The sequence below is a fragment of the Thioclava sp. F36-6 genome (assembly GCF_002020305.1).
GTDB lineage: Bacteria > Pseudomonadota > Alphaproteobacteria > Rhodobacterales > Rhodobacteraceae > Thioclava > Thioclava sediminum.
This window is the reverse complement of record NZ_MPZX01000004.1, coordinates 258,679-281,368: the sequence shown is the minus strand read 5'-3', so window position 1 is coordinate 281,368 and position 22,690 is coordinate 258,679. Positions and strand designations below refer to the sequence as shown.

The 22,690-nt window shown below is 62.6% G+C and carries 18 protein-coding genes and 1 tRNA gene; 9 read left to right on the top strand and 10 right to left on the bottom strand.

Annotated features, from left to right (window positions below; translation table 11 throughout):
* Position 1: 1 nt before the first annotated feature.
* Both BMI88_RS18555 and BMI88_RS18550 read right to left on the bottom strand, forming a co-directional pair.
* Positions 2-640: a ChrR family anti-sigma-E factor gene (locus BMI88_RS18555; RefSeq protein WP_078551001.1), complete on the bottom strand. Its 639-nt coding sequence runs from the start codon at positions 638-640 to the stop codon at positions 2-4.
* Positions 637-1,224 carry a sigma-70 family RNA polymerase sigma factor gene (locus BMI88_RS18550; RefSeq protein WP_078551000.1) on the bottom strand — a complete coding sequence of 196 codons (588 nt, stop codon included), beginning with the start codon at positions 1,222-1,224 and terminating at the stop codon, positions 637-639. Before BMI88_RS18550 ends, BMI88_RS18555 begins: the two co-directional genes overlap by 4 nt.
* A 190-nt stretch (positions 1,225-1,414) precedes the next feature.
* On the opposite strand from BMI88_RS18550, the gene BMI88_RS18545 reads away from it, so the two are divergent.
* Genes BMI88_RS18545 through BMI88_RS18530 form a run of 4 tightly spaced genes read left to right on the top strand, consistent with a single transcriptional unit; the run spans position 1,415 to position 5,205 of the window.
* Positions 1,415-2,725, top strand: a complete 1,311-nt coding sequence (locus BMI88_RS18545) for an FAD-dependent oxidoreductase (RefSeq protein ID WP_078550999.1) — start codon at positions 1,415-1,417, stop codon at positions 2,723-2,725.
* Positions 2,722-3,474 (top strand): DUF1365 domain-containing protein, encoded by a 753-nt coding sequence (locus tag BMI88_RS18540; RefSeq protein WP_078550998.1) that lies wholly within the window; start codon positions 2,722-2,724, stop codon positions 3,472-3,474. Before BMI88_RS18545 ends, BMI88_RS18540 begins: the two co-directional genes overlap by 4 nt.
* Positions 3,474-4,637, top strand: coding sequence for a cyclopropane-fatty-acyl-phospholipid synthase family protein (locus BMI88_RS18535; protein WP_078551129.1), 1,164 nt, complete (start codon positions 3,474-3,476; stop codon positions 4,635-4,637). Before BMI88_RS18540 ends, BMI88_RS18535 begins: the two co-directional genes overlap by 1 nt.
* Before the next feature lies 1 nt (position 4,638).
* Entirely contained in the window at positions 4,639-5,205 is a 567-nt protein-coding gene (locus tag BMI88_RS18530; RefSeq protein WP_078550997.1) for a DUF3833 domain-containing protein, read from the top strand.
* On the opposite strand, the gene mtgA is transcribed toward BMI88_RS18530, so the two are convergent.
* The 8 genes from mtgA to BMI88_RS18490 all read right to left on the bottom strand — a co-directional run bounded on the left by mtgA (position 5,206) and on the right by BMI88_RS18490 (position 16,503).
* Entirely contained in the window at positions 5,206-5,952 is a 747-nt protein-coding gene (mtgA, locus tag BMI88_RS18525) for a monofunctional biosynthetic peptidoglycan transglycosylase (protein ID WP_078550996.1), read from the bottom strand.
* Between the two features lie 31 nt (positions 5,953-5,983).
* Entirely contained in the window at positions 5,984-6,901 is a 918-nt protein-coding gene (locus BMI88_RS18520) for a Hint domain-containing protein (protein WP_078550995.1), read from the bottom strand.
* Positions 6,902-7,031: 130 nt separating this feature from the next.
* On the bottom strand, positions 7,032-7,607 hold the full coding sequence (locus BMI88_RS18515) for a DUF1269 domain-containing protein (protein ID WP_168174017.1): 576 nt from the start codon (positions 7,605-7,607) through the stop codon (positions 7,032-7,034).
* Positions 7,608-7,683: 76 nt separating this feature from the next.
* On the bottom strand, positions 7,684-12,222 hold the full coding sequence (gene gltB / locus BMI88_RS18510) for a glutamate synthase large subunit (RefSeq protein ID WP_078550993.1): 4,539 nt from the start codon (positions 12,220-12,222) through the stop codon (positions 7,684-7,686).
* Entirely contained in the window at positions 12,219-12,974 is a 756-nt protein-coding gene (locus BMI88_RS18505) for a hypothetical protein (RefSeq protein WP_246831930.1), read from the bottom strand. The genes gltB and BMI88_RS18505 overlap by 4 nt, the downstream gene beginning before the upstream one ends.
* A gap of 35 nt (positions 12,975-13,009) precedes the next feature.
* Complete coding sequence (locus BMI88_RS18500; RefSeq protein WP_078541530.1) at positions 13,010-14,443, bottom strand: NAD(P)-dependent oxidoreductase; 1,434 nt, start codon at positions 14,441-14,443, stop codon at positions 13,010-13,012.
* A gap of 218 nt (positions 14,444-14,661) precedes the next feature.
* On the bottom strand, positions 14,662-15,459 hold the full coding sequence (locus BMI88_RS18495; RefSeq protein WP_078523332.1) for an undecaprenyl-diphosphate phosphatase: 798 nt from the start codon (positions 15,457-15,459) through the stop codon (positions 14,662-14,664).
* Positions 15,460-15,516: 57 nt separating this feature from the next.
* Positions 15,517-16,503: a complex I NDUFA9 subunit family protein gene (locus tag BMI88_RS18490; protein ID WP_078550991.1), complete on the bottom strand. Its 987-nt coding sequence runs from the start codon at positions 16,501-16,503 to the stop codon at positions 15,517-15,519.
* A gap of 160 nt (positions 16,504-16,663) precedes the next feature.
* Between BMI88_RS18490 and BMI88_RS18485 the strand changes: the two genes are divergently transcribed.
* The 5 genes from BMI88_RS18485 to BMI88_RS18465 all read left to right on the top strand — a co-directional run bounded on the left by BMI88_RS18485 (position 16,664) and on the right by BMI88_RS18465 (position 22,628).
* Positions 16,664-16,748 (top strand) — tRNA-Leu (locus tag BMI88_RS18485).
* 710 nt (positions 16,749-17,458) lie between these two features.
* Positions 17,459-19,030, top strand: a complete 1,572-nt coding sequence (locus tag BMI88_RS18480) for a CoA-transferase (RefSeq protein WP_078550990.1) — start codon at positions 17,459-17,461, stop codon at positions 19,028-19,030.
* Complete coding sequence (locus BMI88_RS18475; protein ID WP_078550989.1) at positions 19,027-19,794, top strand: enoyl-CoA hydratase/isomerase family protein; 768 nt, start codon at positions 19,027-19,029, stop codon at positions 19,792-19,794. Before BMI88_RS18480 ends, BMI88_RS18475 begins: the two co-directional genes overlap by 4 nt.
* 2 nt (positions 19,795-19,796) lie before the next feature.
* Positions 19,797-21,323, top strand: coding sequence for an aldehyde dehydrogenase family protein (locus BMI88_RS18470; RefSeq protein ID WP_078550988.1), 1,527 nt, complete (start codon positions 19,797-19,799; stop codon positions 21,321-21,323).
* Between the two features lie 54 nt (positions 21,324-21,377).
* Positions 21,378-22,628 carry an ABC transporter substrate-binding protein gene (locus BMI88_RS18465; RefSeq protein WP_146673627.1) on the top strand — a complete coding sequence of 417 codons (1,251 nt, stop codon included), beginning with the start codon at positions 21,378-21,380 and terminating at the stop codon, positions 22,626-22,628.
* Positions 22,629-22,690 lie beyond the last annotated feature (62 nt).

The window sequence follows — 22,690 nt, the reverse complement described above, 5'->3', positions numbered from 1 at the left end:
CTTAAATCCGGAAGATCGGCTGCAACAAGCGCGGCAGAAGCCCTTTGAACTTCAGCGGTGCATCGGTCGCGGCGAGGCAGATGCAGACATCCTCCATCCCCGCGATCGGCGTGTGATCGAGATCGTCATTCGCCACTTCCACATCGCCGACGCCAAAGCGCCCGGTCTCGTCCGAGAAGGACCCCTGCAGCACCAGCGTCAGTTCCAGCCCGCCATGCGTGTGATCCGGCACCGCCATCCCCGGCGGAATATAGAGAAGCCGGGCCGACCCCTCTTTATCCTCGCTCAGGATCGCTTGCTTGATGCCGCCGCCCAAGGCCCGCCAGCGCGGGCTGTCGGCGCCCATCGCCTCGACCACGGCCCCCGGATAGATCCCGGCGCGCGCGGGTTGCTCAGCGACGATCACATCGTCGTCGTCCAACCCGTCAAACACACGTCGCCGCAAATCGTCGCTGGGGGCCATGCCTTTCAGGTCATCCAGAACCAGCCCGCCCGCCAGTTCCTCTGCTTCGAGCCGTGCGCGACACTCGTCGCACTGGCTCACATGCGCCGCCACGACCAGCGAAAACGCATGACCGAGCGAGCCGGTCGCGTAGGACCGAACCAACCAATCGGGCAAATGATGCGTAATCTCGGTCATTCTTCTCTCAGATCCCTTAACTCGTGTCTAAGCTTCTCCAGCGCCAGCCGGATCCGCGATTTAATCGTCCCAAGGGCGAGACCTGTCGCCTCGCGTATTTCAGCCTGTGTGAGTTCCCCCACATAGGCCCGCTCGATGATCTCGCGCTGCGCTTCCGGCAGCGCCTCGATCGCTTGACGCAGCTGCGCCGCTTCCTGTTCCAGCCCGATCGCCGCATCGGCCTCGCGGGTTTCCCGCGTCTCGGCCTCGGCGATCAGCTCGTCTGGAACGGGCCGGGGCCGTCTTCGGATCACATCAATCTGCCGATTGCGCGCAATCCGGTAAATCCATGCCGAGGCGCGTGCCCGCGTCTCGTCGTAAAGATGCGCCTTCCGCCAGATCGTGAGCATCACGTCCTGAACCACATCCTCCGCCGCTGCCTGCGTCATGCCGGACCGTACCAGCATCCCCTTCAGTCGCGGCGAGAAGTGATCGTAAAGCCGCGCGAAGGCCAGTTTGTCACGCTTGTCACGAACGGCCACGAGCCAATCGGTCTGCTCGCAAGCCGCCTCGGGCGTCGGTTTCGCTGATTTCTTGTCGTCCATTCTCTTCCCGGCAAAGGCCTGACCCGCCGCGATTGGCGGGGTCCCTGTGGTGTCGAAGTTGATGGTCGCATCTCTCAGCATGTGACCGATACGCAGCTTATGAGATAGCGGTTCACATGCGATGCGAAAAAACTTCTGATCCAAACGGTAATATGCACCGTTACGCCTTCAAGAGTTTGGGAGAATTCGAATGTCATTTGATGCCCTGCATCCACATGCGCAACGCATCGCGATCATCGGATCCGGGATTTCCGGTCTGGCGGCGGCGTGGCAACTCGCTCCGCATAATCGCGTCACTATCTATGAGGCGGAGACGCGGCTTGGGGGGCATTCGCGCACAATCACGGCGGGGCGCAACGGCGATCAGCCGGTCGATACCGGGTTTATCGTGTTCAATTACGCGAATTACCCGCATCTGACGCGCCTGTTCTCCGAACTCGACGTGCCGGTCGAGAAATCCGACATGAGCTTTGGCGTGACGATCGATCAGGGCCGGATCGAATATGCTTTGCGCGACCTGAACAGTCTCGTTGCACAGAAGCGGAACCTCGCGCGGCCGGGCTTTCTGCGGATGGTCGCGGATATCGCAAAGTTCAACGCGAAGGCTGTTTCGGTTGCGCAAAGCGACGACGTGACGATCGATGGTCTGCTGGACGAGCTGAAGCTGGGCGAGTGGTTTCGGCGCTATTACCTGCTGCCGATCTGTGGGGCGATCTGGTCCACGCCGGCCGATCAGATCGGCGCATTCCCCGCGAAAAGCCTCCTGCGTTTCTTCGAGAACCACGCATTGTTGTCGGCGACCGGTCAGCATCAATGGTGGACGGTCTCGGGCGGGTCGATCGAATATGTGAAGCGGCTGGAGGCCGCCTTGCGCCTGCGCGGCGTCGAATTCCGCACCGGCACCCCGGTCACCGCGATCGAGCGGCAGCGCAATTCAGTCACTATTTCGGCGGAAAAGGCCCTTCCGGATCAGTTCGACCAAGTCATCATCGCCACCCATTCCGATCAGGCGCTCAAGCTGCTGGTCAAGCCGACCCCGCAGGAACAGGCCGCGCTTTCGGCGGTCCGCTATCAGCCCAACGACGTCTATCTGCATCGCGACGCCGCGCAGATGCCGCACCGACGCGCTTGCTGGTCCAGCTGGGTCTATCAGGCGCAGACCCGCGCGAATGAGACGCGGCTTGGCGTGACCTATTGGATGAACAAGCTGCAAAACATTCGCGAGAGCGATCCGCTTTTCGTCACGCTGAACCCCGACGCGCCGATTGCCGAGGAGACGATCTACGATCACGAGGTCTTCTGGCACCCGGTCTTCGATCGCGCGGCGCTGCGGGCGCAGGGCGAAATTCAGTCGATACAGGGTCTGAATCGGACGTGGTTCGCCGGCGCGTGGCTCCGTCATGGTTTCCACGAGGATGGGTTCGCCTCGGCGGTTCGTGTCGCGCGTGAGCTTAACCGCGGGGCGCAGCCCCAGATCGATTTCGAAAAGGTGCCCGCATGAGTGGCGAGTTCTGCCCCGGTCATACGGTTCATGCGCGGCGGGGCGCGATTTCCCACCAGTTCCGCTATCACGTCGATTACGTGATGATCGATCCCGACGCGCGCGGGCCGTGGCCGCGGATTTTCTCGCGCCGTGGACGCAATCTCGCGACGGTGCATGACAAGGATTACGGCGGGGCGCCCGGACGCGGCGCGGGGGCCGAATGGGTCCGTAAACAGCTCTCGCGCCACGGTGCGCCCGAAATTACGAAGCTACGCCTACTGACCCAGCCGAAGATCCTCGGGGCGGGGTTCAACCCGGTGAATTTCTGGCTGGCCTATGATGCGCAAGACGAACTGCGCGCCGTGATCGCAGAGGTGAACAACACCTTCGGCGATCGGCACTCCTATCTTTGCGCCACCCCTAATTTCGACCCTATTTCCGCAGAAACTGAGCTTCACGCTGCGAAAATCTTCTACGTCTCCCCGTTCCAGACCATCGCCGGGGAATATCGGTTCCGCTTCGACCTCGGAGCCGAGCACATCCGCATCCGCATCGATCACCGAAATGGCGAGGAGGGCGTTGTCGCGACCCTCGCGACCCAGCGCCGCAAACTGACGTCGGCGGCGCTTCTCGGTATGGCGCTGCGCCGACCGCTTACCCCGATCCGCACGCTCGGCCTGATCTACTGGCAGGCCCTGCGACTCAAGCTCAAAGGCGCCCGTTACCTGTCGCGGCCCACACCCCCCAGCGAGGAGATCAGCCAATGATGCCTTTCCTGACCAACCGGATCCGCAGCGAATTCCTCGCGACTTGCGAGAAGATCGAGCAGGGGACGCTGCATCTGCGTCTGCCTGACGGCACCGTGCGCAGTTTCGGTCGCGGGGAGCCGCAAGCCGACATGGAAATCCGCGATTGGCAGGCCGTGGTGGCGATGGCGTCGCGCGGCGATGTCGGCCTGGGCGAGGCCTATATCGCGGGGCTGTGGGAGACTTCCTCGATCGAGGCGCTTCTCTCGCTCGCGCTTAAAAACCTCGATGTGGTCGACGGTTACGCCTATGCGGGCTTCTGGTCGAACCTGAAGTTCCGCCTGATCGACCGGCTGATGCGGGCCAATTCGCTGCGCGGGGCGTCGCGCAACATCCGGGCGCATTACGACGTGGGCAACGAGTTTTACCAGCTCTGGCTGGACGAGGGGATGAGCTATTCCTCTGCCCTTTTCGCGCCGGGGGATAACGATCTGCACCGGGCGCAGAACCGCAAGCTCGACCGCATTCTCGACCGTATGGGCGGCGGCGAGCGGGTGCTGGAAATCGGCTGCGGCTGGGGGCATTTCGCCGAACGTGCGGCCGAGCAGGGGCGTCATGTCACCGGCATCACGATCTCGCCCAGCCAGAAAGGTTACGCCGATGCGCGGCTCGACGGGCGGGCAGATATCCGGTTGCAGGACTATCGCCATACGCCGGGCAAATTCGATCATATCGTTTCGATCGAGATGATCGAAGCGGTCGGCGAGCGGTATTGGCCGAACTATTTCCAAACAGTGAAAGATCGCTTGGCGGAGGACGGCTCTGCGATGATTCAGGCCATAACAGTGTCTGATTCCTACTTTCCGAAATATCGCGAGACTTCCGATTTCATTCGGCAATACACTTTCCCGGGTGGCATGCTTCTGGCCGATGGGGTGATCCGCGATCAGGCGGCGAAGGCCGGGTTGGCGGTGAAGGAAAGCTTCGCCTTCGGGCAGGACTATGCCGAGACCTGTCGGCAATGGGCGACCCGTCTGAAAGAGCGCAGCGCGCGCGCGACCGAGCTTGGCTTCGGGCCGGAGTTCCTGCGCAACTGGTCCTATTATCTCGAAGCCTGCGCGGCGGCCTTCGCGGTCGGCCATACCGATGTGGTGCAGGTCCAACTGGCACATGCGAGGGCGTAAAATGTTGTTAAAATTGCTTGTCACCCTCGCGGTTCTGATCCTGGCGGCTGTCTTGATCCGGCACTTCTTCTTCTCCTTCCCGGCGCAAAAGTCGGCGGATTACGCGGCGGAGAGCCCGGAATTCGACATTCGCCGGGCGTTCGAGGGCCCTGTCGAGGCGCATGGCATGATCTACGGCCCCGACGGGCGGGTCACCTCGCGCTTCCGTGCCGTGATGACGGGGCGGTTCACCAATGATGGCGGCGTGATCGAGGAGGAGTTCGAATATGCCTCCGGTAGGCGACAGAGCCGTGCCTGGAATATCCAGTTCGGGCCGAACGGCGAGATCAGCTCGACCGCCGACGACATCGAAGGTCGCGCCGAGATGGAGCAGTCGGGCAATGCGCTGCGGATGCGCTATCGGCTGCGGTTGCCCGAGGATGCGGGCGGCCACGTGCTCGACGTGACCGACTGGATTTACCTGATGCCGGACGGGACGCTGCTGAATCGGTCGCAGATGCGCAAATTCGGGATCAAGGTGGCCGAGCTCTTCGCCGTCATGCGCCCAATGACTGAACCGGCCGAGTGATCACTCGAAGCAGCTTGCGCGCCCGTCTTTCTGGATCGTCGCCGCACCGTCCATGATCGACTGTGCGCGGCGCGACAGGAAGCTGCCGGGCTTCGCCGCCGAACGGTCCTTGGGGTCCGGCAGGACGCCAGCGATCAAAGCGGATTGGCGGGCGCTCAACTTGTCGGGCGTGGTGCGGAAATAGCGATGCGCGGCGGCATCGACGCCAAACGCGCCTTCGTCGAATTCAGCGACGTTAAGATAGATTTCCAGAATCCGCTTCTTGCCCCAGATCGCCTCGGCCAGCGGCGTCATCGACGCCTCAAGCGCCTTGCGCAGCCAGTTTCGGCCCTGCCAGAGGAACACGTTCTTCACGGTCTGCTGGGTGATCGTCGAGGCGCCGCGATTGGCGCCATCGTCGATTGCCTTGCGGATCGCGCGCATGTCGAAGCCCCAGTGGTTACAGAAATTCGCATCCTCCGCCGCGACGACAGAGCGGGCGAGCACGGGCGCGATATCCTCGATCGGCACCCATTTCTGATCGACTGCGCCAAGACGCTGTCGCTCGCTCCACATCGTCCAGGTGGTCGGCGGATTAACGAACTTGAACAGGACCATCAGCACAAGCACCAGCGCAACGAGACCCATCACGCCCCGTAGCGCCCATTTCAGGGCGGTGCGGAAAGGCGCGCGCATGCTGCTGGAAACGCTCGATTTCGTGCTGCGTTTGGCGGGTTTTCGGCCCGGTTTTTTCTTGCTCTTAGCCATGTGCGTATAAGTCACAGCGTGCCCCGAAGGGTCAAGCGACAAGCAGCGCCAATTCCGGTCCACGCGCGACCTGTCGCGCGGTTACCATGGTTTCGATCGGCGCATCTGACACCCGCTTCCACGCGGTGCGTATTTCGCGCGCGATACCGTGGTCGTCTTCAAGGACGACATTGCCGGGAAACAGGCTCTCGGTCGGCGCGCCCTCGGCCATGAGGATGTGATGGCGCGCGAAAAGCAGGTGGCGGTATTGCACGCGCGGGCGCGGAGCCACCCGAATGCTATTGCCGTTTACGAGATGCTTGGCGGCGACCAGAACTTCGCTATGGGCGCAGGCGATCTCGGCGCGCCAGCCGCGCAGCAACATCCGATGTTGTTGAGACACGTAAAGAGCGCGTCGATTTCCCATAGCCCCCGGCGCGAACCGGATCGGCGCATAGGCCCCGACGCCGCGACAGACCCGACCACCCGTCCAAAGAAGAGGCTGCGGCCCGTCGTCCTCGGTCATGACAAGATCGCCCGCCTTGAGCCGCTCCACCGGTCGCGGCCCGTCGGGCGTGTCGATCCGCGTCCCGGCGAGGAAGCATTCCGGCCCCAGATCGCCGACCGGCGCTTGGGTGCTCTGCGTGACATAGGTGGAGCTGATGAAGGTCGCGTTGTGGAGGATCGTGCCATCGGACGGCGTGAACACGGCACTCCCGTCGCGCAGGTAGAACGTGTCGCCGGTGATCGTCTCTTGCACGCCGTTCGGACGCTCGATGGTGATCGTGTCGCCACGCCAGACATCGGTGACGCGCTGGCCGTTGATCGTGTCGCGGGCGCTGTTGCTGCTGGAAATCCAATTGTCGTTATTCCGATCGACAATTTCATATGTCGTCGGTGAAAGCGCCGTGCCCGCAGCGGGCGGACTGCCCGGATCCATGATGTAGAACTGGTCGTAATAGGTTGCCATTTTTGCTGCTCGAGTAACGTTATTATAAATTATTCGTTACTTGGTAAGCAGAGATCAGGGCGACACAAAGGCGCCTGTGGGGCGCAAAGTTAACTACGGGTTAAAGAGTGACATCCCGGTCACAGCGGGTTTAGAGGGCAGAGGGGCCCACCATCCGCGCGAGATTTCCAGTTGCACCTTCGGTGATTTCCTTGCCGGTAAAGGCCGTGGTGCCGCCCGAAGACAGGGCGGATTCGAGCCGTTCGTGGAAATCTTCCGGCAGCGGAATTTGCAGCACGCGACCGCTTGCATGGCCTAGGGTCTTCATCCGGTCGAGGACCTCTGCAGCGGTGCCCTTCTTAAGCAAAATGAACACGGCCGAACCGCCTTGCGGCAGGCTCTCGCCCGCTTCGCGCAGGAAAGAGTCGTTCAACCCGAGGTCGGTGAACTTGCCGGACACAGCGCCCGCGCCCGCACCGATTGCCGCGCCGACGACAGGCGACAGGAAGACCAGCCCGAGCAGCCCGCCCCAGACAGCGCCACCGATCGCGCCAAGCGCCATCGTGTTGCTGCTTTCATGAACATTAATCTCGCCGCTTTCGTCGCGGGTCACGACAACAATGTCCTGCGACCGGAAAAATCCTTCTCTTTCCAGTGCTCTGAGTTCCTCGCGCGTCGCGAAACCCGCAGCCTCGGTTTCATGCGCCATCACCAACAGTTCGGACATCGTTACCTCCAGACAGAACAAAGGGCGAAGCATGTGCTTCGCCCTCTGAAACGGTTCCGTTGGGGAAAGGGTTCCCTTATTCCGCCGGCATCGCCTGCGGTTCGTCGCTGAGCGGGTAGGACAGATGCGCCAGCATTTCCTTCGGGCAGACCTGCAGGAAGTTCGCCTTCTCGGTCTCCCAGTGCTGGAGAATATCGGCCCCTTTGCGCGAGCCCGTCTCGGCGACGTGACGCTCGATCAGGCCTTTCAGCTCGGCTTCCCAATGCTCGTGGCCCAGACCGCAGGTGACGAGGCTTTCGAGATTGATCAGCTCTTCCGCCGTGTTGTCCGGATCGTAGAGATAGGCCATGCCGCCGGTCATGCCCGCACCGAAGTTCGGGCCGATCGAGCCGAGGATCACCGCGACGCCGCCGGTCATGTATTCGCAACCGTTGGAGCCGCAGCCCTCGATCACCACTTTCGCACCCGAGTTGCGCACCGCGAAGCGCTCGCCTGCGCGGCCCGCCGCGAACAGGTGACCTTCAGTCGCGCCGTAAAGCACGGTGTTGCCGATGATCGTGTTCTCGGAGGCGACCAGCGGCGAAGCCATCGGCGGACGCACGACGATCATGCCGCCCGAGAGACCCTTGCCGACATAGTCGTTGGCATCGCCCGACACTTCGATCTTCAGACCCGGGGCTGCGAAAGCGCCCAGCGACTGACCGCAGGAGCCGGTCAGCTTCACCGTCAGGTGGTCCGACTGCAGCGCGTTGCGCATCCCGAAGTTCTTCACGATATGGCTCGAAGCGCGCGTCCCGATGGTGCGCAGCGTGTTGCGCACCGCGTAGGAGAGCTGCATCTTCTCGCCTTCCTCGAAGAAGCGATGACCATCCTTGATGATCTCCGCATCGAGCGTATCCGAGACCCAGTTACGCGGCTTCGAACGGTCGTAGACGATTTTGTCCCAGCCATCGACGGTGATCAGGAGTGGATTGAGGTCCAGATCGTCGAGATGGGCCGAACCGCGGCTCACCTGGCTGAGAAGATCGGCGCGACCGATCACCTCGTCGAGCGAACGCGCACCGATCGAGGCGAGGATTTCGCGCACTTCCTGAGCGTAGAAGGTGATGAGGTTCACCACCTTGTCCGCCGTGCCGGTGAACTTGGCGCGCAGCTCCGGGTCCTGCGTACAGACGCCCACCGGGCAGGTGTTCGACTGACACTGACGGACCATGATGCATCCCATCGCGATCAGGGCGGCGGTGCCGATGCCGTATTCCTCGGCACCCATCATCGCAGCCATCACGATGTCGCGGCCCGTGCGCAGACCGCCATCGGTCCGCAGGGTGACGCGTTCGCGCAGGTTGTTCATCGCGAGCACCTGATGCGCCTCGGTCAGACCCATCTCCCACGGGAGACCGGCATATTTGATCGAGGTCGCGGGCGATGCGCCCGTGCCGCCATTGTGGCCCGAGATCAGGATGATGTCGGCCTTCGCCTTCGCGACACCGGCCGCGATCGTGCCGACGCCCGAGGACGCCACCAGCTTCACCGTAACTTTGACCTTCGGGTTGATCTGCTTGAGGTCGTAGATCAGCTGCGCGAGGTCTTCGATCGAGTAGATGTCGTGGTGCGGCGGCGGCGAGATCAGGGTCACGCCCTTGGTCGAGTGCCGCAGACGCGCGATCAGGTCGGTGACTTTCATCCCCGGAAGCTGGCCGCCCTCGCCGGGCTTCGCGCCCTGAGCGACCTTGATCTCAAGCTCTTCGCAGTGGTTGAGGTATTCGGCGGTCACACCGAAACGACCCGAAGCCACCTGCTTGATCTTCGCCGACGGGTTGTCGCCATTGGGTTCGGGCACGAAATGCGCCGGATCCTCGCCGCCTTCCCCCGAGTCCGACTTCGCGCCGATCCGGTTCATCGCGACGTTCAAGAGCTTGTGCGCCTCGGGCGACAGCGCCCCCAGCGACATGCCCGGCGTCACGAAGCGCTTGCGGATCGAGGTGATCGACTCGACCTCTTCGATCGGGACCGGTTTGCCCAGCGATTTGATATCCAGCATGTCGCGGATATGGATCGGCGGGTTCGCCCGCATCATCGAGCTGTATTGCTTCCAAAGATCGTAGCTCGCGCGGTTACAGGCCGATTGCAGCATGTGCATCGACTGCGCACCCCAGGCATGGGCCTCGCCGGTGCGGCGGGCCTTGTAGAAGCCGCCGATCGGGAGCACGTCCTGACCGCCTTTCCAGCCCTTGGCATGCACACCTTCCAGCGCGTGCTGGATGCCGTGCAGACCGATACCGGAGATGCGCGAGTGCATGCCGGGGAAGTATTCCGCGACCATTGCGCGCGACAGACCCACGGCTTCGAAGTTCAGACCGCCGCGATAGGAGGAAATCACCGAGATCCCCATCTTCGACATGATCTTCAGCAGGCCCGCGTCGATCGCGTCGCGATATTTGCGCATCGCGTCGACAAGCGTGCCGCCCAGCAGGCCGCGGTCGATCCGGTCGGCTAGCGTGTCCTGCGCGAGATAGGCGTTCACCGTGGTCGCGCCCGAGCCGATCAGCACCGCGAAGTAATGCGGGTCGATACATTCCGCCGAGCGCACGTTGATCGAGCAGAAGGTCCGCAGGCCTTTCTGCGTCAGCCAGCTATGCACGGCGCTCGTCGCGAGGATCATCGGCATCGCGACCTTGTCCTCGTCCTGCTCCTCATCGCTCAGCACGATATGGAGCGCACCCGAGCGCACCGCGTCTTCGGCTTCCTGACGGATCCGGGTCAGACCCTCGCGCAGCGCATCCTGATCGGCATTGGCCGGGAAGGTGCAGTCGATGATCGTCACCTGCTCGCCGAACTCTTTGAGCATGTGATCGAATTCGGAATTCGCGAGGAACGGGCTCTCGAGAATCCAGATCTCGGTCTGCGAGCTATCCTCGTCGAGCACGTTCTTGAGGTTACCGAAGCGCGTCTTGAGCGACATCACCCGGCTTTCGCGCAGCGAGTCGATCGGCGGGTTGGTGACCTGGCTGAAGTTCTGCCGGAAGAAATGGCTCAGCGGGCGGTATTGCTTGGACAGGACCGCAGGCGGCGTGTCGTCGCCCATCGAGGCGATGGCTTCCTTCCCGTCCTCGGCCATCGGCGCGAGGATCTGTTCGATCTCTTCGACCGAATAGCCAGCCGCGACCTGACGCTTGCGCAGTTCACCGCCCGAGAATTTCGGGTTTTCCGGCACGTCGACGAGGATCGCGTTCAGATCGGTGACCTTGCCGACCCATTCGCCGAAGGGCTGGGCCGCGGCCAGTTTGTCCTTGATTTCGGTGTCGTGGTAGAGCTTGCCCTCGCGCATATCGACCGCGATCATCTGACCCGGACCAAGCGCGCCTTTCTCGACAACGCTCGCCTCGTCGACCGGCACCATGCCGGCTTCCGAGCCCGCGATCAGCACGCCGTCGCCGGTGATGACATAGCGCAGCGGACGTAGACCGTTGCGGTCGAGACCGCCGCAGACCCAGCGACCATCGGTCATCGCTAGCGCCGCCGGGCCGTCCCACGGCTCCATCACGGCGTTGCAATAGGCATACATGTCCTGCCACGCGGAGGGCATCGTGTCGGTGGATTTCGACCACGGCTCGGGCACGAGCATCGTCTTCACCATCGGCGCGTTGCGGCCCGAACGGACCATCAGTTCGAACACCGCATCGAGCGCGCCGGAGTCGGACGCCCCCGCCGGGATGATCGGCTTGATGTCTTCGGCGCTGTCGCCGAAGGCCGAGGAGGCCATGCGGATCTCATGGCTCTTCATCCAGTTGGTGTTGCCCTTGATCGTGTTGATCTCGCCGTTATGCGCCAGCATCCGGAAGGGCTGCGCCAGCCACCATTGCGGGAAGGTGTTGGTGGAATAGCGCTGGTGATAGATCGCGAAGGCGGATTCGAAGCGCTCGTCTTTCAGGTCGGGATAGAATTCCGCGACCTGCTCAGCCAGCATCATGCCCTTGTAGATGATCGAGCGGCACGACAGCGAGCACATGTAGAGCCCGTTGATCTGCGCCGCGATCGCCGCTTTCTCGATACGGCGGCGGATGATGTAGAGCTCGCGCTCGAACTGCTCCTCGTCGATATCCTTGTCGTTGCGGATCAGGATCTGCTCGATCTCGGGGCGGGTCGAATTGGCTTTCTCACCCAGCACTTCGGTGTTCACCGGGACGTGGCGCCAGCCGTAGATGTAGTGACCCATCCGCAGAACTTCGGATTCCACGATCGTGCGGCAGCGCTCCTGCGCGCCGAAATCGGTACGCGGCAGGAAGACCTGACCGACGGCGACCATTTTCTCCATGTCCGGCTCGTGGCCGGTGCGGCGGATCTGGTCGTAGAAGAAGGGGGCGGGGATCTGGACGTGGATGCCCGCGCCGTCGCCGGTCTTGCCGTCGGCATCGACCGCGCCGCGGTGCCAGATCGCCTTCAGCGCGTCGATGCCGTTCTCCACGACGCGACGCGAGGCCTTGCCGTCGATCGACACCACGAGGCCGACGCCGCAGGACGCCTTCTCGTCTTCTTCCTTCCACAGCGAATTCTCGTTCATCCACTGGCGTTTCGCTTCCTCGGCGGCCACCCAGGCTTCGTCATATTTGGTCATTGCAGTGCCTCCTTGGAGAAAGAGCGGGAAAGGGGGGCGAGGCTGACTTGCGTGGGCCGAAGATCGGCCTGCGTCATCATCAGGTCGCAGTCATATTCGGGCGTCTCGGTCGAGAAACCGGGATCGCCGGGAAAGTCGAAGCGCACGGGGCTGTCGTCATAGCTCACAACGTCGCCCTGATCGTTCTCGAACCGCTCCGCGCCGCTGAAAAACACGCGATACTTGCGCGAGATATATTGCGTGCCGGTGCGGGTCGCGACGGTCTGGCCGTTCTGGTCATCCTCGCGCAGATCGAAGGTGATCGTCTCGAGCGGGACATCGTCGATGCTGACAGACTTGCCCGTGAGGGTATCGCTGCCGACATAGCGGCGCAGGCCCCGGTAATTCGAGCGCGTGACGAAATCGTAATCGTCCTTGCCGTCCGACAGGAGCGCCGAGAACGAGGGAGCATCCTTCGACGCGCCCGGATCGAACATCTCGATCTCGCCGGTATCGGTCGACACGCTTTCAAGCCAGCGCGTCTCGGCATCGATATGGCTCAGGTAATAGATGCCCTCACCATCCGCGAAGGCGGTCCAGAGATCGCCCTCGGGATCGGCGGCGCAGCGGTAGTAATTGGCGACCTGACAGTTATGCATCTGGACGGTCATGAAGACCTCGCAGCCCTGCGGTGGCTCGAAATCCGCGGCATGGGCGGGCAGGGCGCTGAACAGCCCCCCGCAGATCGCCATGCCGAGAAAATTCGACCGCATCGCATACATTCCTTTTCAGATCGGCAGGGCGCGGATCACTCCGCCGCCACAGCCGCCACGTTTTCGAGATAGCGCAGGATCGAGCCCGCCGCTTCGCGCCCGTCGCGGATCGCCCAGACGACGAGGCTTGCGCCGCGCACGATGTCGCCGACCGCGTAGACGCCGGGGATCGAGGTCGCGTGGGTGCCGAATTCGGCCTTCACGGTGCCCCAGCGGGTGGTCTCCAGATCGTCGGCCTCCCAAGCGCCGGGCAGGTCCTCCGGCTCGAAGCCGAGCGCCTTGATCACCAGATCGGCCTCTTCGTCATAGATGCCGCCCTCGATCTTCTCGGGGCTCTGACGACCCGAGGCATCCGGCGCGCCCAGACGCATCTGCTGCACCGAGCAGTTGGTGACCGGGTTGCCCGAGAAGGCCGCGGGGGCGGAGAGCCAGACGAATTCCACGCCCTCTTCCTCGGCGTTTTGCACTTCGCGCTGCGAGCCCGGCATGTTCGCGCGGTCGCGGCGATAGAGACATTTCACCGACTTGGCGCCCTGACGGATCGCGGTACGCACGCAGTCCATCGCGGTGTCGCCGCCGCCGATGACGATGACGCGCTTGCCTTCCGCGTTCAGCGTGCCGTCTTCGAACTCGGCCACGTCGTCCCCGAAGCTCTTGCGGTTCGACGCCGTGAGATAGTCGATCGCGCGGACGATGCCGGCAGCGTCTGCGCCTTCGTCGGTCAGTTCGCGCGTCTTGTAGACGCCCGTCGCGATCAGAACCGCGTCATGCTTGCCGCGGATCGCGTCGAAGGAAATATCGGTGCCGACATTGCAGTTCAGCACGAACTCGACGCCTCCATCTTCCAGCTGCTTCACGCGCTGCATGACGATGTCTTTCTCCAGCTTGAAGCCGGGGATGCCATAGGTCATCAGGCCGCCCGCGCGGTCGTAACGGTCATAGACCGTGACCTGCACGCCGGCACGGCGCAGCGCGTCGGCGGCCGCCAGGCCGCCCGGGCCTGCGCCGATGATGCCGACGCTTTCGGCGCGCTCGGTCGCCGGTTTGATCGGTTTCACCCACCCCATGTCGAAGGCGGTGTCGGTGATGTATTTCTCGACTGCGCCAATGGTGACGGTGCCGTGGCCCGACTGTTCGATCACGCAGTTGCCTTCGCACAGACGGTCCTGCGGGCAGATGCGGCCGCAGATTTCCGGGAAGGTGTTGGTGGCCTGCGACATCTCGTAGGCTTCCTGCAGACGACCTTCGGCGGTCAGCCGGAGCCAGTCGGGGATGTTGTTATGGAGCGGGCAATGCGTGTGGCAATAGGGCACGCCGCATTGGCTGCAGCGGCTCGCCTGCTCGGCAGCCTTCTCGGCCGCGTATTCGCGATAGATTTCGTTGAAATCATGGGAGCGCACGTTCGCGTCGCGCTTCTGAGGCATCTCTTTCGCCGTCTTGACGAACTTGAGCATCGGTTGCTTGGCCATTGTGGCGCCTCCCTAGAAAACCGGTGGGTGCGCATGACTACACTGCCTGCCACAGCAATAAAAGTAAGCAAGGCTGACCTAAATGTGCATTTTTTGCGAGAGGCGTACGAGAAGGCACCTCAAATTCGCTCAAAATAGGTCAGCTTCATTTACTTTATCGCCGCGTTACCCTGATTTTCCTGAGGATCACGCGTCGCCAAAAAGCGATTCGCTCCTGATCAGCCTAGCACACCGACCGCCGCAAGGCTCAGCAGAAGCCCGCCGAAGATGATCCGGTAGATCGCGAAGATGGTGAAACGGTGCCCCTGAATATAGCCAAGAAGCCATTTCACCGCGACAAAGGCCGTGACGGTCGAGACGACGAAAGCGATGCCGAGCCCGGCCCAATCCTCGTTGCCGCCGGTCCCATCCTTGAGCTGCTTGAGCAATTCGTAACCGCTCGCCGCGTACATGGTGGGAATGCCGACGAGGAAGGCGAATTCGGTCGCCGCCGCCCGGTTCGAGGTGCCCAGAAGCATCGCCACGAAAATCGTCGTGGCCGAGCGCGAAGTGCCCGGAAAGACCCCGGCCACGATCTGCGCGATCCCGACCGCGATGGCGACGCGCCAGAAAATCTGGCTGTTATCGGCCTGCCGATCCGCGACGCGTTCCGCAAACAGCATCCAGAAACCGCCGATCACCAGCGCCCAGGCGACGGGCTGGATCGTTGTCGGCAACTCGAAACCCATCTTCTTCACGATCAGGCCCAGAACGGCGGTGATCAGGAAGGCGACGGTCAGCTTCGCGAGATAGTCGCGGTTCTCCGGATTGCGCCAGTTGAACAGCAGCTCCATCAGGCGACGCCAATAGATCAGCGTCACCGCAAGGATCGCCCCGGCCTGAATGACGATGTTGTAGGTATCCGAGCGCGTGCCAAGCCAATGTTCGGCCAGGATCAAGTGGCCAGTGCTCGAAATCGGGAGAAACTCGGTGATCCCTTCGATCACACCGAGCAGAACGTCGTTCAGATAGCTCAAGAAATACCGCCTAGGTCAGAGAGGCGCCGCAAGCGGCACCGGGGAGGAAGGAGGGGGTTATGTCTTGCGAAGGTTCTTCGCCGAAGCTTTGATGTCGTCATATTGCCCACCGGGGCGGAAGCGCCACAGGTAGCCGGGCATCACCGCTTCCATTGCCATAGGCTGAATTCCGAGATCGGAGAAGCCTTTCGCGCCCTCGGACACGACATTGTCAGCTTGCAGGTTCTTCACCTGATCGCGGGTGAGGATGCGGTTCGTGAACAGACCGCCGGTGACCGCCTGACCCAGATCGAAGACGCCGCCGAGGATGCTTGCGACCCAGCGGGGCAGCGACAGCACGAGGCGACGACGGTGAATCACCGTCAGCATCTGCTTCATCAGGTCGTGGAAGGTCTCCACATCCGGCCCGCCGAGCTCATAGGTGCCGGGCGAGACTTTCCCGTCCGCTGCCATGACCGCGACCTTCGCGACATCATCGACGAAGACCGGCTGGAATTTCGTGTGACCACCCGTGATCGGAAGGATCGGGGTGAAGCGCGACATCGAGGCGAATTTGTTGAAGAACCCGTCCTCGTTGCCGAAAATGATCGAGGGGCGCAGGATCACGGCCTGCGGATAGGCATCCAGCACCGCCTTCTCGCCTGCAGCCTTGGTGCGGGCATATTCGCTCTCGCTGTCGGGATTGGCGCCGATGGCCGAGATCTGCACCAGTTTCGGCACACCCATCTCTGCAGCGATACGCGCCACGCGGCCTGCACCTTCGGCTTGCACGGCGCCGAACTTGTTCTTGCCTTCATTGACGAGAATACCGACGCAGTTGATCACCGCATCCGCGCCCTGCATCGCCGCGCGCACGCTGGCATCGTCGCGAATGTTGCAGAAGACCGGCTCGACTTGCCCGACCGCACCGTAGGGTTTGACGAAGAGCGCCTCGTTCGGACGCCGGACCGCAACGCGAATCCGCCAACCGTCCTTTGCCATGCGCTGCGCGATATAGCGCCCGACGAACCCCGAACCGCCGTAGATCGTAACCAGCTTGGACATGGGCAGAGGCCTTTCCTTGCAAGAATTTCGTTCTTTGATTACCGCCTCGCCCCCGCGGGAACAAGGCCAAAGACCCGAAGAGTCGAAGCTTGCGAATTTTTCGTGTCGATCCCCGTTGACAGTCCCAGCGCCGCTATGTATCTCGCGCTCCACGACACCTGCCCAGGTGGCGGAATTGGTAGACGCGCACGGTTCAGGTCCGTGTGCCGCAAGGCGTGGAGGTTCGAGTCCTCTCCTGGGCACCATAAACCAAGCGAAAAGCTCGGAAAACTTCGGTTTTCCGAGCTTTTCTCTGTTTTGGGCCTGTTTTTGCCTCAAAAACTGTCCCGCATGTGAATTTCATGAGGCGGGTTATGAATATCGTTCGTGAGGGTCGACCCTGAGGCACAACGATAAGATTCGGGCGCACCGGTTCCGGTTCAGTGGAGCAAATGCGGAAAGGATTTGGTGGCGCGCCCAGATGAACATTGGCTCGCCATCTCTTCAGCGCGATTACCGGCTCGCCTAAAGTCGCGCAGGCAAGTCCACCGACGCCGCCTGATCCAGCCGATGAAGGCTTGGCCTTCACGGGCCAAGGCGGCCAGTCAACTGCCCGCTATCTGGGGGGGCGCGGTTGACCGGTCGCTGTCTCATAGTGTGCGTCGCGCCCATACCCCGAAGTCGCCTGTTTTTGCGCCGGCCAATGGCAGGATTTTACCCCGCCGTTGACGGTCGCTCCTCATCGTCAAGGCTGTGCGCGGGGCGTCGACCTCCTTAGCCCGGCAAGAAGGGGCCTCTTTGCGCGATCGCCTCGTTTCCATGTCCTATCGAATGAATTTGCTCAGTTAAAAACGTTTGACACAAATTTGGAACGTTCCTATAGATATTTGGAACGTTCCTATTTGCTGAGTCTTTTGGGGGCGTGTCGACTGAAATCTTGTCTGGGGTCGGCAATTTGGATTGGGAGAAGCGAACTATGGGCACCATCGTCAGTGCATCGGAAGCAGTGGGGAAAATCGCGGATGGCGCTATCATCACGGTGTCCTCGTCTTCGGCATTGGGCTGCCCCGATTCCGTGCTCAAGGCGATCGGCGAGCGCTTCGATCAGGAGCAACATCCGCAGAACCTGACCATGATCCATCCGATCGCTGCGGGGGACATGTACGGTGTGAAGGGCATCGACCATATCGCCAAGGATGGTCTGCTCGACACGGTTCTGGCCGGATCCTATCCGTCGGGTTCGTCGAACCTGCCGATGCCGGAAATCTGGAAGATGGTCGTCGAGGATCGGGTTGCTGCCTATAACGTGCCCTCCGGCATCCTGTTCGACATGCATCGTGAAGCGGCTGCGCGGCGTCCGGGGGTGATGACCAAGGTCGGTCTGAAAACCTTCGTCGATCCCGAGCGCGAGGGCTGTGCGATGAACGATCGCGCAGCAGGCGCCCCCATCGTGCGCCGCGTGGAATTCGATGGCGACACCTGGCTCCATTTCCCGAATATCTATCCCGATGTCTGCATTCTGCGCGCAACCACCGCCGATGAGCGCGGCAATCTGACCTATGAGCACGAAGGCGCCTATCTCGGCGGGCTCGAGCAGGCGATTGCGGTGCGCAACAATGGCGGGCTGGTGATCGCGCAGGTGGAGCGGGTTACAGCGGCGGGTTCGCTGCGTCCCCATGACGTCCGGGTGCCGGGCCATCTCGTGGATTACGTGGTCGTGGACGAAGATCAGAAACAGACCTGCGAGACTCCCTATGATCCGGCGATCTCGGGTCAGGTAATGCGTCCGTGGTCGAGCTTCGAACTGGCCGAGCACGGGATCGAGAAGGTGATCGCACGGCGCGCGGCAATGGAGCTGCGCGGAGGCATGACGGCCAATCTCGGCTTTGGGATTTCGGCGATGGTGCCGCGCATCCTGCTCGAGGAAGGCCATCCCGACGCGGTCACCTGGGCGATCGAACAAGGCGCGGTGGGCGGTATGCCCCTGACCGGCTTCGCCTTCGGCTGCGCATCGAACGCCGATGGCTACGTGCCCTCGCCGCAGCAATTCATCTATTTCCAGGGCGCCGGGTTCGACATGTCCTTCCTGTCCTTCCTCGAAGTCGACGTAGAGGGGAACGTGAATGTCTCCAAGCTCGGCAAGAAACCCTACTTGACCGCTGGCTGCGGCGGCTTCGTGGATATCACCGCCCATGCGCGCAAGATCGTCTTCTCGGGTTGGTTCGAGGCCGGGGCGCAGATGGAGATGGACGAGACCGGCATCCGCGTCCGTGCGCCCGGAAAGTTCACCAAGATGGTCGACCAGGTCGAGCATGTGACCTTCTCCGGGGAGCGTGCGCGCGAGCAGGGGCAGGAAGTGCTCTATATCACCGAGCGCTGCGTGATGCGGCTCGATGACAAGGGGCTTATCGCGACCGAAATCATGCCGGGGATCGATCCCGAGCGGGACATCGTCGGTGCCTCCGAAGGGCGGGTGCGCGTGGCGGAGAATGCCGTCACCATGTCCACGAAGCTTCTCGCCGATGCCCCGATGGGGTGGACGCCATGAGCGATATTCACCTGATCATCGACGGCGCGGTGGCAGAGCTGCGCCTCGACAACCCGGCGAAGATGAACGCCCTGACGGTCGAGATGCTGAGTGCGCTTGAGGCGCATCTCGACCGGATCGAACGCGACACCGATATCCGTTGCGTGCTGGTGACCGCCGAGGGCGACCGGGCCTTCTGCACCGGGGCGGATATCAACGGTTGGGGCGATCTGAGCCCCGCCCAGTTCGCGCGGCATTGGGTCCGCGACGGGCACCGGATCTTCGACCGGCTGGCGCGCCTATCGAAGCCGACGATTGCGGCGCTGAACGGGCACGCCTTCGGGGGCGGGCTCGAACTTGCCGCAGCCTGCGACCTTCGGGTCATGGCACCCGGCGCCAGCCTTGCCCTCCCGGAAGCTGGCGTCGGGATCGTTCCCGGTTGGTCGGGCACGCAGCGGCTGATGCGTCTGCTGCCCGAACCGATGGTGAAGGAGATGGCGCTTTTCGGTCACCGGGTGAAAGCCGAGCGGGCTTTGGCGGTCGGCTTCGTGGCCGCGATCTCCGACGATCTGCGCGCGGCGGCGCAGACCCTGATCGACCGTGCGCTCGGGCTGTCGCCCCGCGCCGTCGAAATCACGAAATCGATGATCCATGTCGCGGCGGGTGAAGATCGCGGCGCCATGGCTGAGGCGCTCGGAAGTGCCGCCATTTCGGCCAGCGAAGATCGCGCCGAAGGGGTCACGGCTTTCCGCGAGAAACGCAAACCTAATTTTTCGGGACTTTGAACATGACCGAGCTGAACCTGATCTCTGCCGTCGATGCGGCGATCCCCGCAGAGCCCTTCATCTGTCGTCACCTGATCGCAGGCGAGTGGCGCGACAGTGCCTCTGGCGAGACCTACGATCGGATGTCCCCGGCGCATGGCTGCCTCGTGAGCCGCGCGGCGCTGGGCGCCGAAGCCGATGCGGAAGCCGCGATCGTTGCGGCGCGTGAGGCATTCGACAGTGGCGTCTGGAGCCGGATCTCGGGCAAGGAGCGCGCCACGATCCTGCTGCGCGTTGCCGATCTGATCGAGGGCAATGTCGAGCGCATGGCACTGCTGGAGACGCTCGAAAGCGGCAAGCCGATCTCGCAGTCGCGCGCCGAAGTGTCGGGCGCCGCGGACCTGTGGCGCTATGCGGCTTCGCTGGCGCGCACCATGCATGGCGATAGCCACAACACGCTGGGGCCGGACATGCTCGGCGTCGTCGTGAAAGATCCGATCGGCGTCGTCTCGATGATCACGCCTTGGAATTTCCCGTTCTGGATCCTGAGCCAGAAACTGCCCTTCGCGCTTGCCGCCGGCTGCACCACGGTCATCAAGCCGTCCGAACTGACGCCATCGACCACCGTGATGCTCGGGGAGCTGTTGTTCGAGGCGGGGATGCCCGCGGGCGTCGTGAATATCGTTCTGGGCTATGGAGCTTCCGTGGGCAGCGTGATGACGACGCATGAGGCCGTGGACATGGTGACCTTCACCGGATCGACCATGGTCGGCAAGGCGATCTCGGCGGCCGCGTCGAGCACGTTGAAGAAGGTCGCGCTGGAGCTTGGCGGGAAGAACCCGCAAGTCGTGTTCCCCGATGCCGATATCGAGAGCGCAGCCGATGCGATCACCTTCGGCGTCTATTTCAACACCGGGCAATGCTGCAACTCGAGCAGCCGGATCATCGTCCATGAAGATATCGTGGATGAGGTGGTCGAGCGCGTGGTGGACCTGTCGAAGCGCGTGGCTTTCGGCGACCCGCTCGATCCGCGCACGCAGGTCGGGGCGATCATCTCCGTCCAGCATCAGGGCAAGATCGACGACTATGTTCGCGCGGCCGTCACTGAAGGCGCCGAGATCGCGCTGGGTGGCGGGCCGATGACCGTGCCGGGCCTCGAGGGGCAATTCTATCAACCCACCGTCGTGCGCGGCGTCTCGCCCGAGATGGCGATCGCCCGCGAGGAGGTCTTCGGACCGGTGCTCTCGGTTCTGACCTTCCGCACGATGGACGAAGCGGTAGCGCTAACGAATGATGCAAGCTACGGTTTGTCTGCGGGCGTTTGGAGCGAGAACGTCCACACCTGCCTCGAGTTCTCGACGCGGGCGCAGGCTGGGACCGTCTGGACGAATACCTGGATGGACGGTTTCCCGGAATTGAGCTTCGGTGGGGTCAAGCAGTCCGGTCAAGGGAGAGAGATCGGACGCTACGGCCTGGAGGAGTTCTTCGAGATCAAGACGCTCGTGATGCGCATCGGTCGCACGCGAGAGCCTTGGGTGAGACCCGAATGACCTGATCGGTCGCACGGGAGGGAGTGTGACGACAACGCAAGAGGGAGGAAAATCATGCGTAGTTACATCGGACGGACACTGAAAATGGCGAGCGTTCTGGCGCTCGTGGCAGGGTCGGCACAGGCGGAGGATGTGGAGGTCCTTCACTGGTGGACTTCGGGCGGCGAAGCAGCCGCGCTCAACGTTCTCAAGGACGATCTGCAGAAAGAAGGCATCGGCTGGAAGGATATGCCTGTCGCAGGTGGCGGTGGCCAAAGTGCGATGACCGTGCTGCGTGCGCGCGTCACCTCGGGTGATCCGCCGACCGCGGTTCAGATGCTCGGTTTCGACATCTCGGACTGGGCGCAGCAAGGCGCGCTGGCCGATCTCGACAAGGTCGCGGCCGATGGCAACTGGGATGCCGTGGTGCCTGCGGCGCTGCAGAAGTTCTCGAAATATGACGGCCATTGGGTCGCGGTTCCGGTGAACGTGCACTCGACCAACTGGGTCTGGTCGAACAAGAAGATGCTCGCCGATCTTGGCATCGAAGAGCCGAAGACCTGGGACGAGTTCATCGCTGCGATGCAGAAGGTGAAGGATTCCGGGAAGATCGCGCTCGCCGCGGGCGGCCAGCCCTGGCAGGAAGCCACGATGTTCGATGGCGTCGTGCTGTCGGTCGGTGGTCCCGAGTTCTACAAGAAGGCCTTCGTCGATCTCGATCCCGAGGCGCTCGGTGGCGAGCAGATGGTCGAGTCCTTCAAGCGCATGGAGCAGCTTCACAGCTTCGTCGACCCGAACTTCTCGGGCCGCGACTGGAACCTCGCGACCGCGATGGTCATCAATGGCGAAGCCGCCTTCCAGATGATGGGCGACTGGGCCAAGGGTGAATTCCTGCGGGCCGGCAAAGAGGCCGAGGTCGATTTCGGCTGCTTCCGGACCCCGGGGACCGCAGGCGATGTGACCTTCAACTCCGACCAGTTCGCGATGTTCAAGGTGGGCGAGGATGCGCAGGCCGCACAGGACGCGATGGCGAAAGCCGTGATGTCGCCGTCGTTCCAGATCGCCTTCAACACGGTGAAAGGCTCTGTTCCTTCGCGCACGGACGTGTCGGACGAAGAGTTCGACGCTTGCGGCAAGAAGGCGATGGCTCAGCTGAAATCGGCGAGCGAGAACGGCACGCTGCTGGGTTCGATGGCGCATGGCCATGCCGACCCGGCTTCGGTGAAGAACGCGATCTACGACGTGGTGACGGCGAATTTCAACGGCGAATATGACGCCGAGACCGCCGCCAAGGAACTCGTCAAGGCCGTGTCGCTGGCTCAGTAAAAGGCTCTCGGGCCGGTCGATCTGACCGGCCCGTATCCCCACCCATCCGTCTCATTTCCCCA

What these genes read in the sequence shown, in the direction of transcription:
- BMI88_RS18555 (WP_078551001.1), bottom strand. Translation starts at nt 640, where the DNA reads ATGACCGAGATTACGCATCATTTGCCCGATTGGTTGGTTCGGTCCTAC.
- BMI88_RS18550 (WP_078551000.1), bottom strand. Translation starts at nt 1,224, where the DNA reads ATGGACGACAAGAAATCAGCGAAACCGACGCCCGAGGCGGCTTGCGAG.
- BMI88_RS18545 (WP_078550999.1), top strand. Translation starts at nt 1,415, where the DNA reads ATGTCATTTGATGCCCTGCATCCACATGCGCAACGCATCGCGATCATC.
- BMI88_RS18540 (WP_078550998.1), top strand. Translation starts at nt 2,722, where the DNA reads ATGAGTGGCGAGTTCTGCCCCGGTCATACGGTTCATGCGCGGCGGGGC.
- BMI88_RS18535 (WP_078551129.1), top strand. Translation starts at nt 3,474, where the DNA reads ATGCCTTTCCTGACCAACCGGATCCGCAGCGAATTCCTCGCGACTTGC.
- BMI88_RS18530 (WP_078550997.1), top strand. Translation starts at nt 4,639, where the DNA reads ATGTTGTTAAAATTGCTTGTCACCCTCGCGGTTCTGATCCTGGCGGCT.
- mtgA (WP_078550996.1), bottom strand. Translation starts at nt 5,952, where the DNA reads ATGGCTAAGAGCAAGAAAAAACCGGGCCGAAAACCCGCCAAACGCAGC.
- BMI88_RS18520 (WP_078550995.1), bottom strand. Translation starts at nt 6,901, where the DNA reads ATGGCAACCTATTACGACCAGTTCTACATCATGGATCCGGGCAGTCCG.
- BMI88_RS18515 (WP_168174017.1), bottom strand. Translation starts at nt 7,607, where the DNA reads ATGTCCGAACTGTTGGTGATGGCGCATGAAACCGAGGCTGCGGGTTTC.
- gltB (WP_078550993.1), bottom strand. Translation starts at nt 12,222, where the DNA reads ATGACCAAATATGACGAAGCCTGGGTGGCCGCCGAGGAAGCGAAACGC.
- BMI88_RS18505 (WP_246831930.1), bottom strand. Translation starts at nt 12,974, where the DNA reads ATGCGGTCGAATTTTCTCGGCATGGCGATCTGCGGGGGGCTGTTCAGC.
- BMI88_RS18500 (WP_078541530.1), bottom strand. Translation starts at nt 14,443, where the DNA reads ATGGCCAAGCAACCGATGCTCAAGTTCGTCAAGACGGCGAAAGAGATG.
- BMI88_RS18490 (WP_078550991.1), bottom strand. Translation starts at nt 16,503, where the DNA reads ATGTCCAAGCTGGTTACGATCTACGGCGGTTCGGGGTTCGTCGGGCGC.
- BMI88_RS18480 (WP_078550990.1), top strand. Translation starts at nt 17,459, where the DNA reads ATGGGCACCATCGTCAGTGCATCGGAAGCAGTGGGGAAAATCGCGGAT.
- BMI88_RS18475 (WP_078550989.1), top strand. Translation starts at nt 19,027, where the DNA reads ATGAGCGATATTCACCTGATCATCGACGGCGCGGTGGCAGAGCTGCGC.
- BMI88_RS18470 (WP_078550988.1), top strand. Translation starts at nt 19,797, where the DNA reads ATGACCGAGCTGAACCTGATCTCTGCCGTCGATGCGGCGATCCCCGCA.
- BMI88_RS18465 (WP_146673627.1), top strand. Translation starts at nt 21,378, where the DNA reads ATGCGTAGTTACATCGGACGGACACTGAAAATGGCGAGCGTTCTGGCG.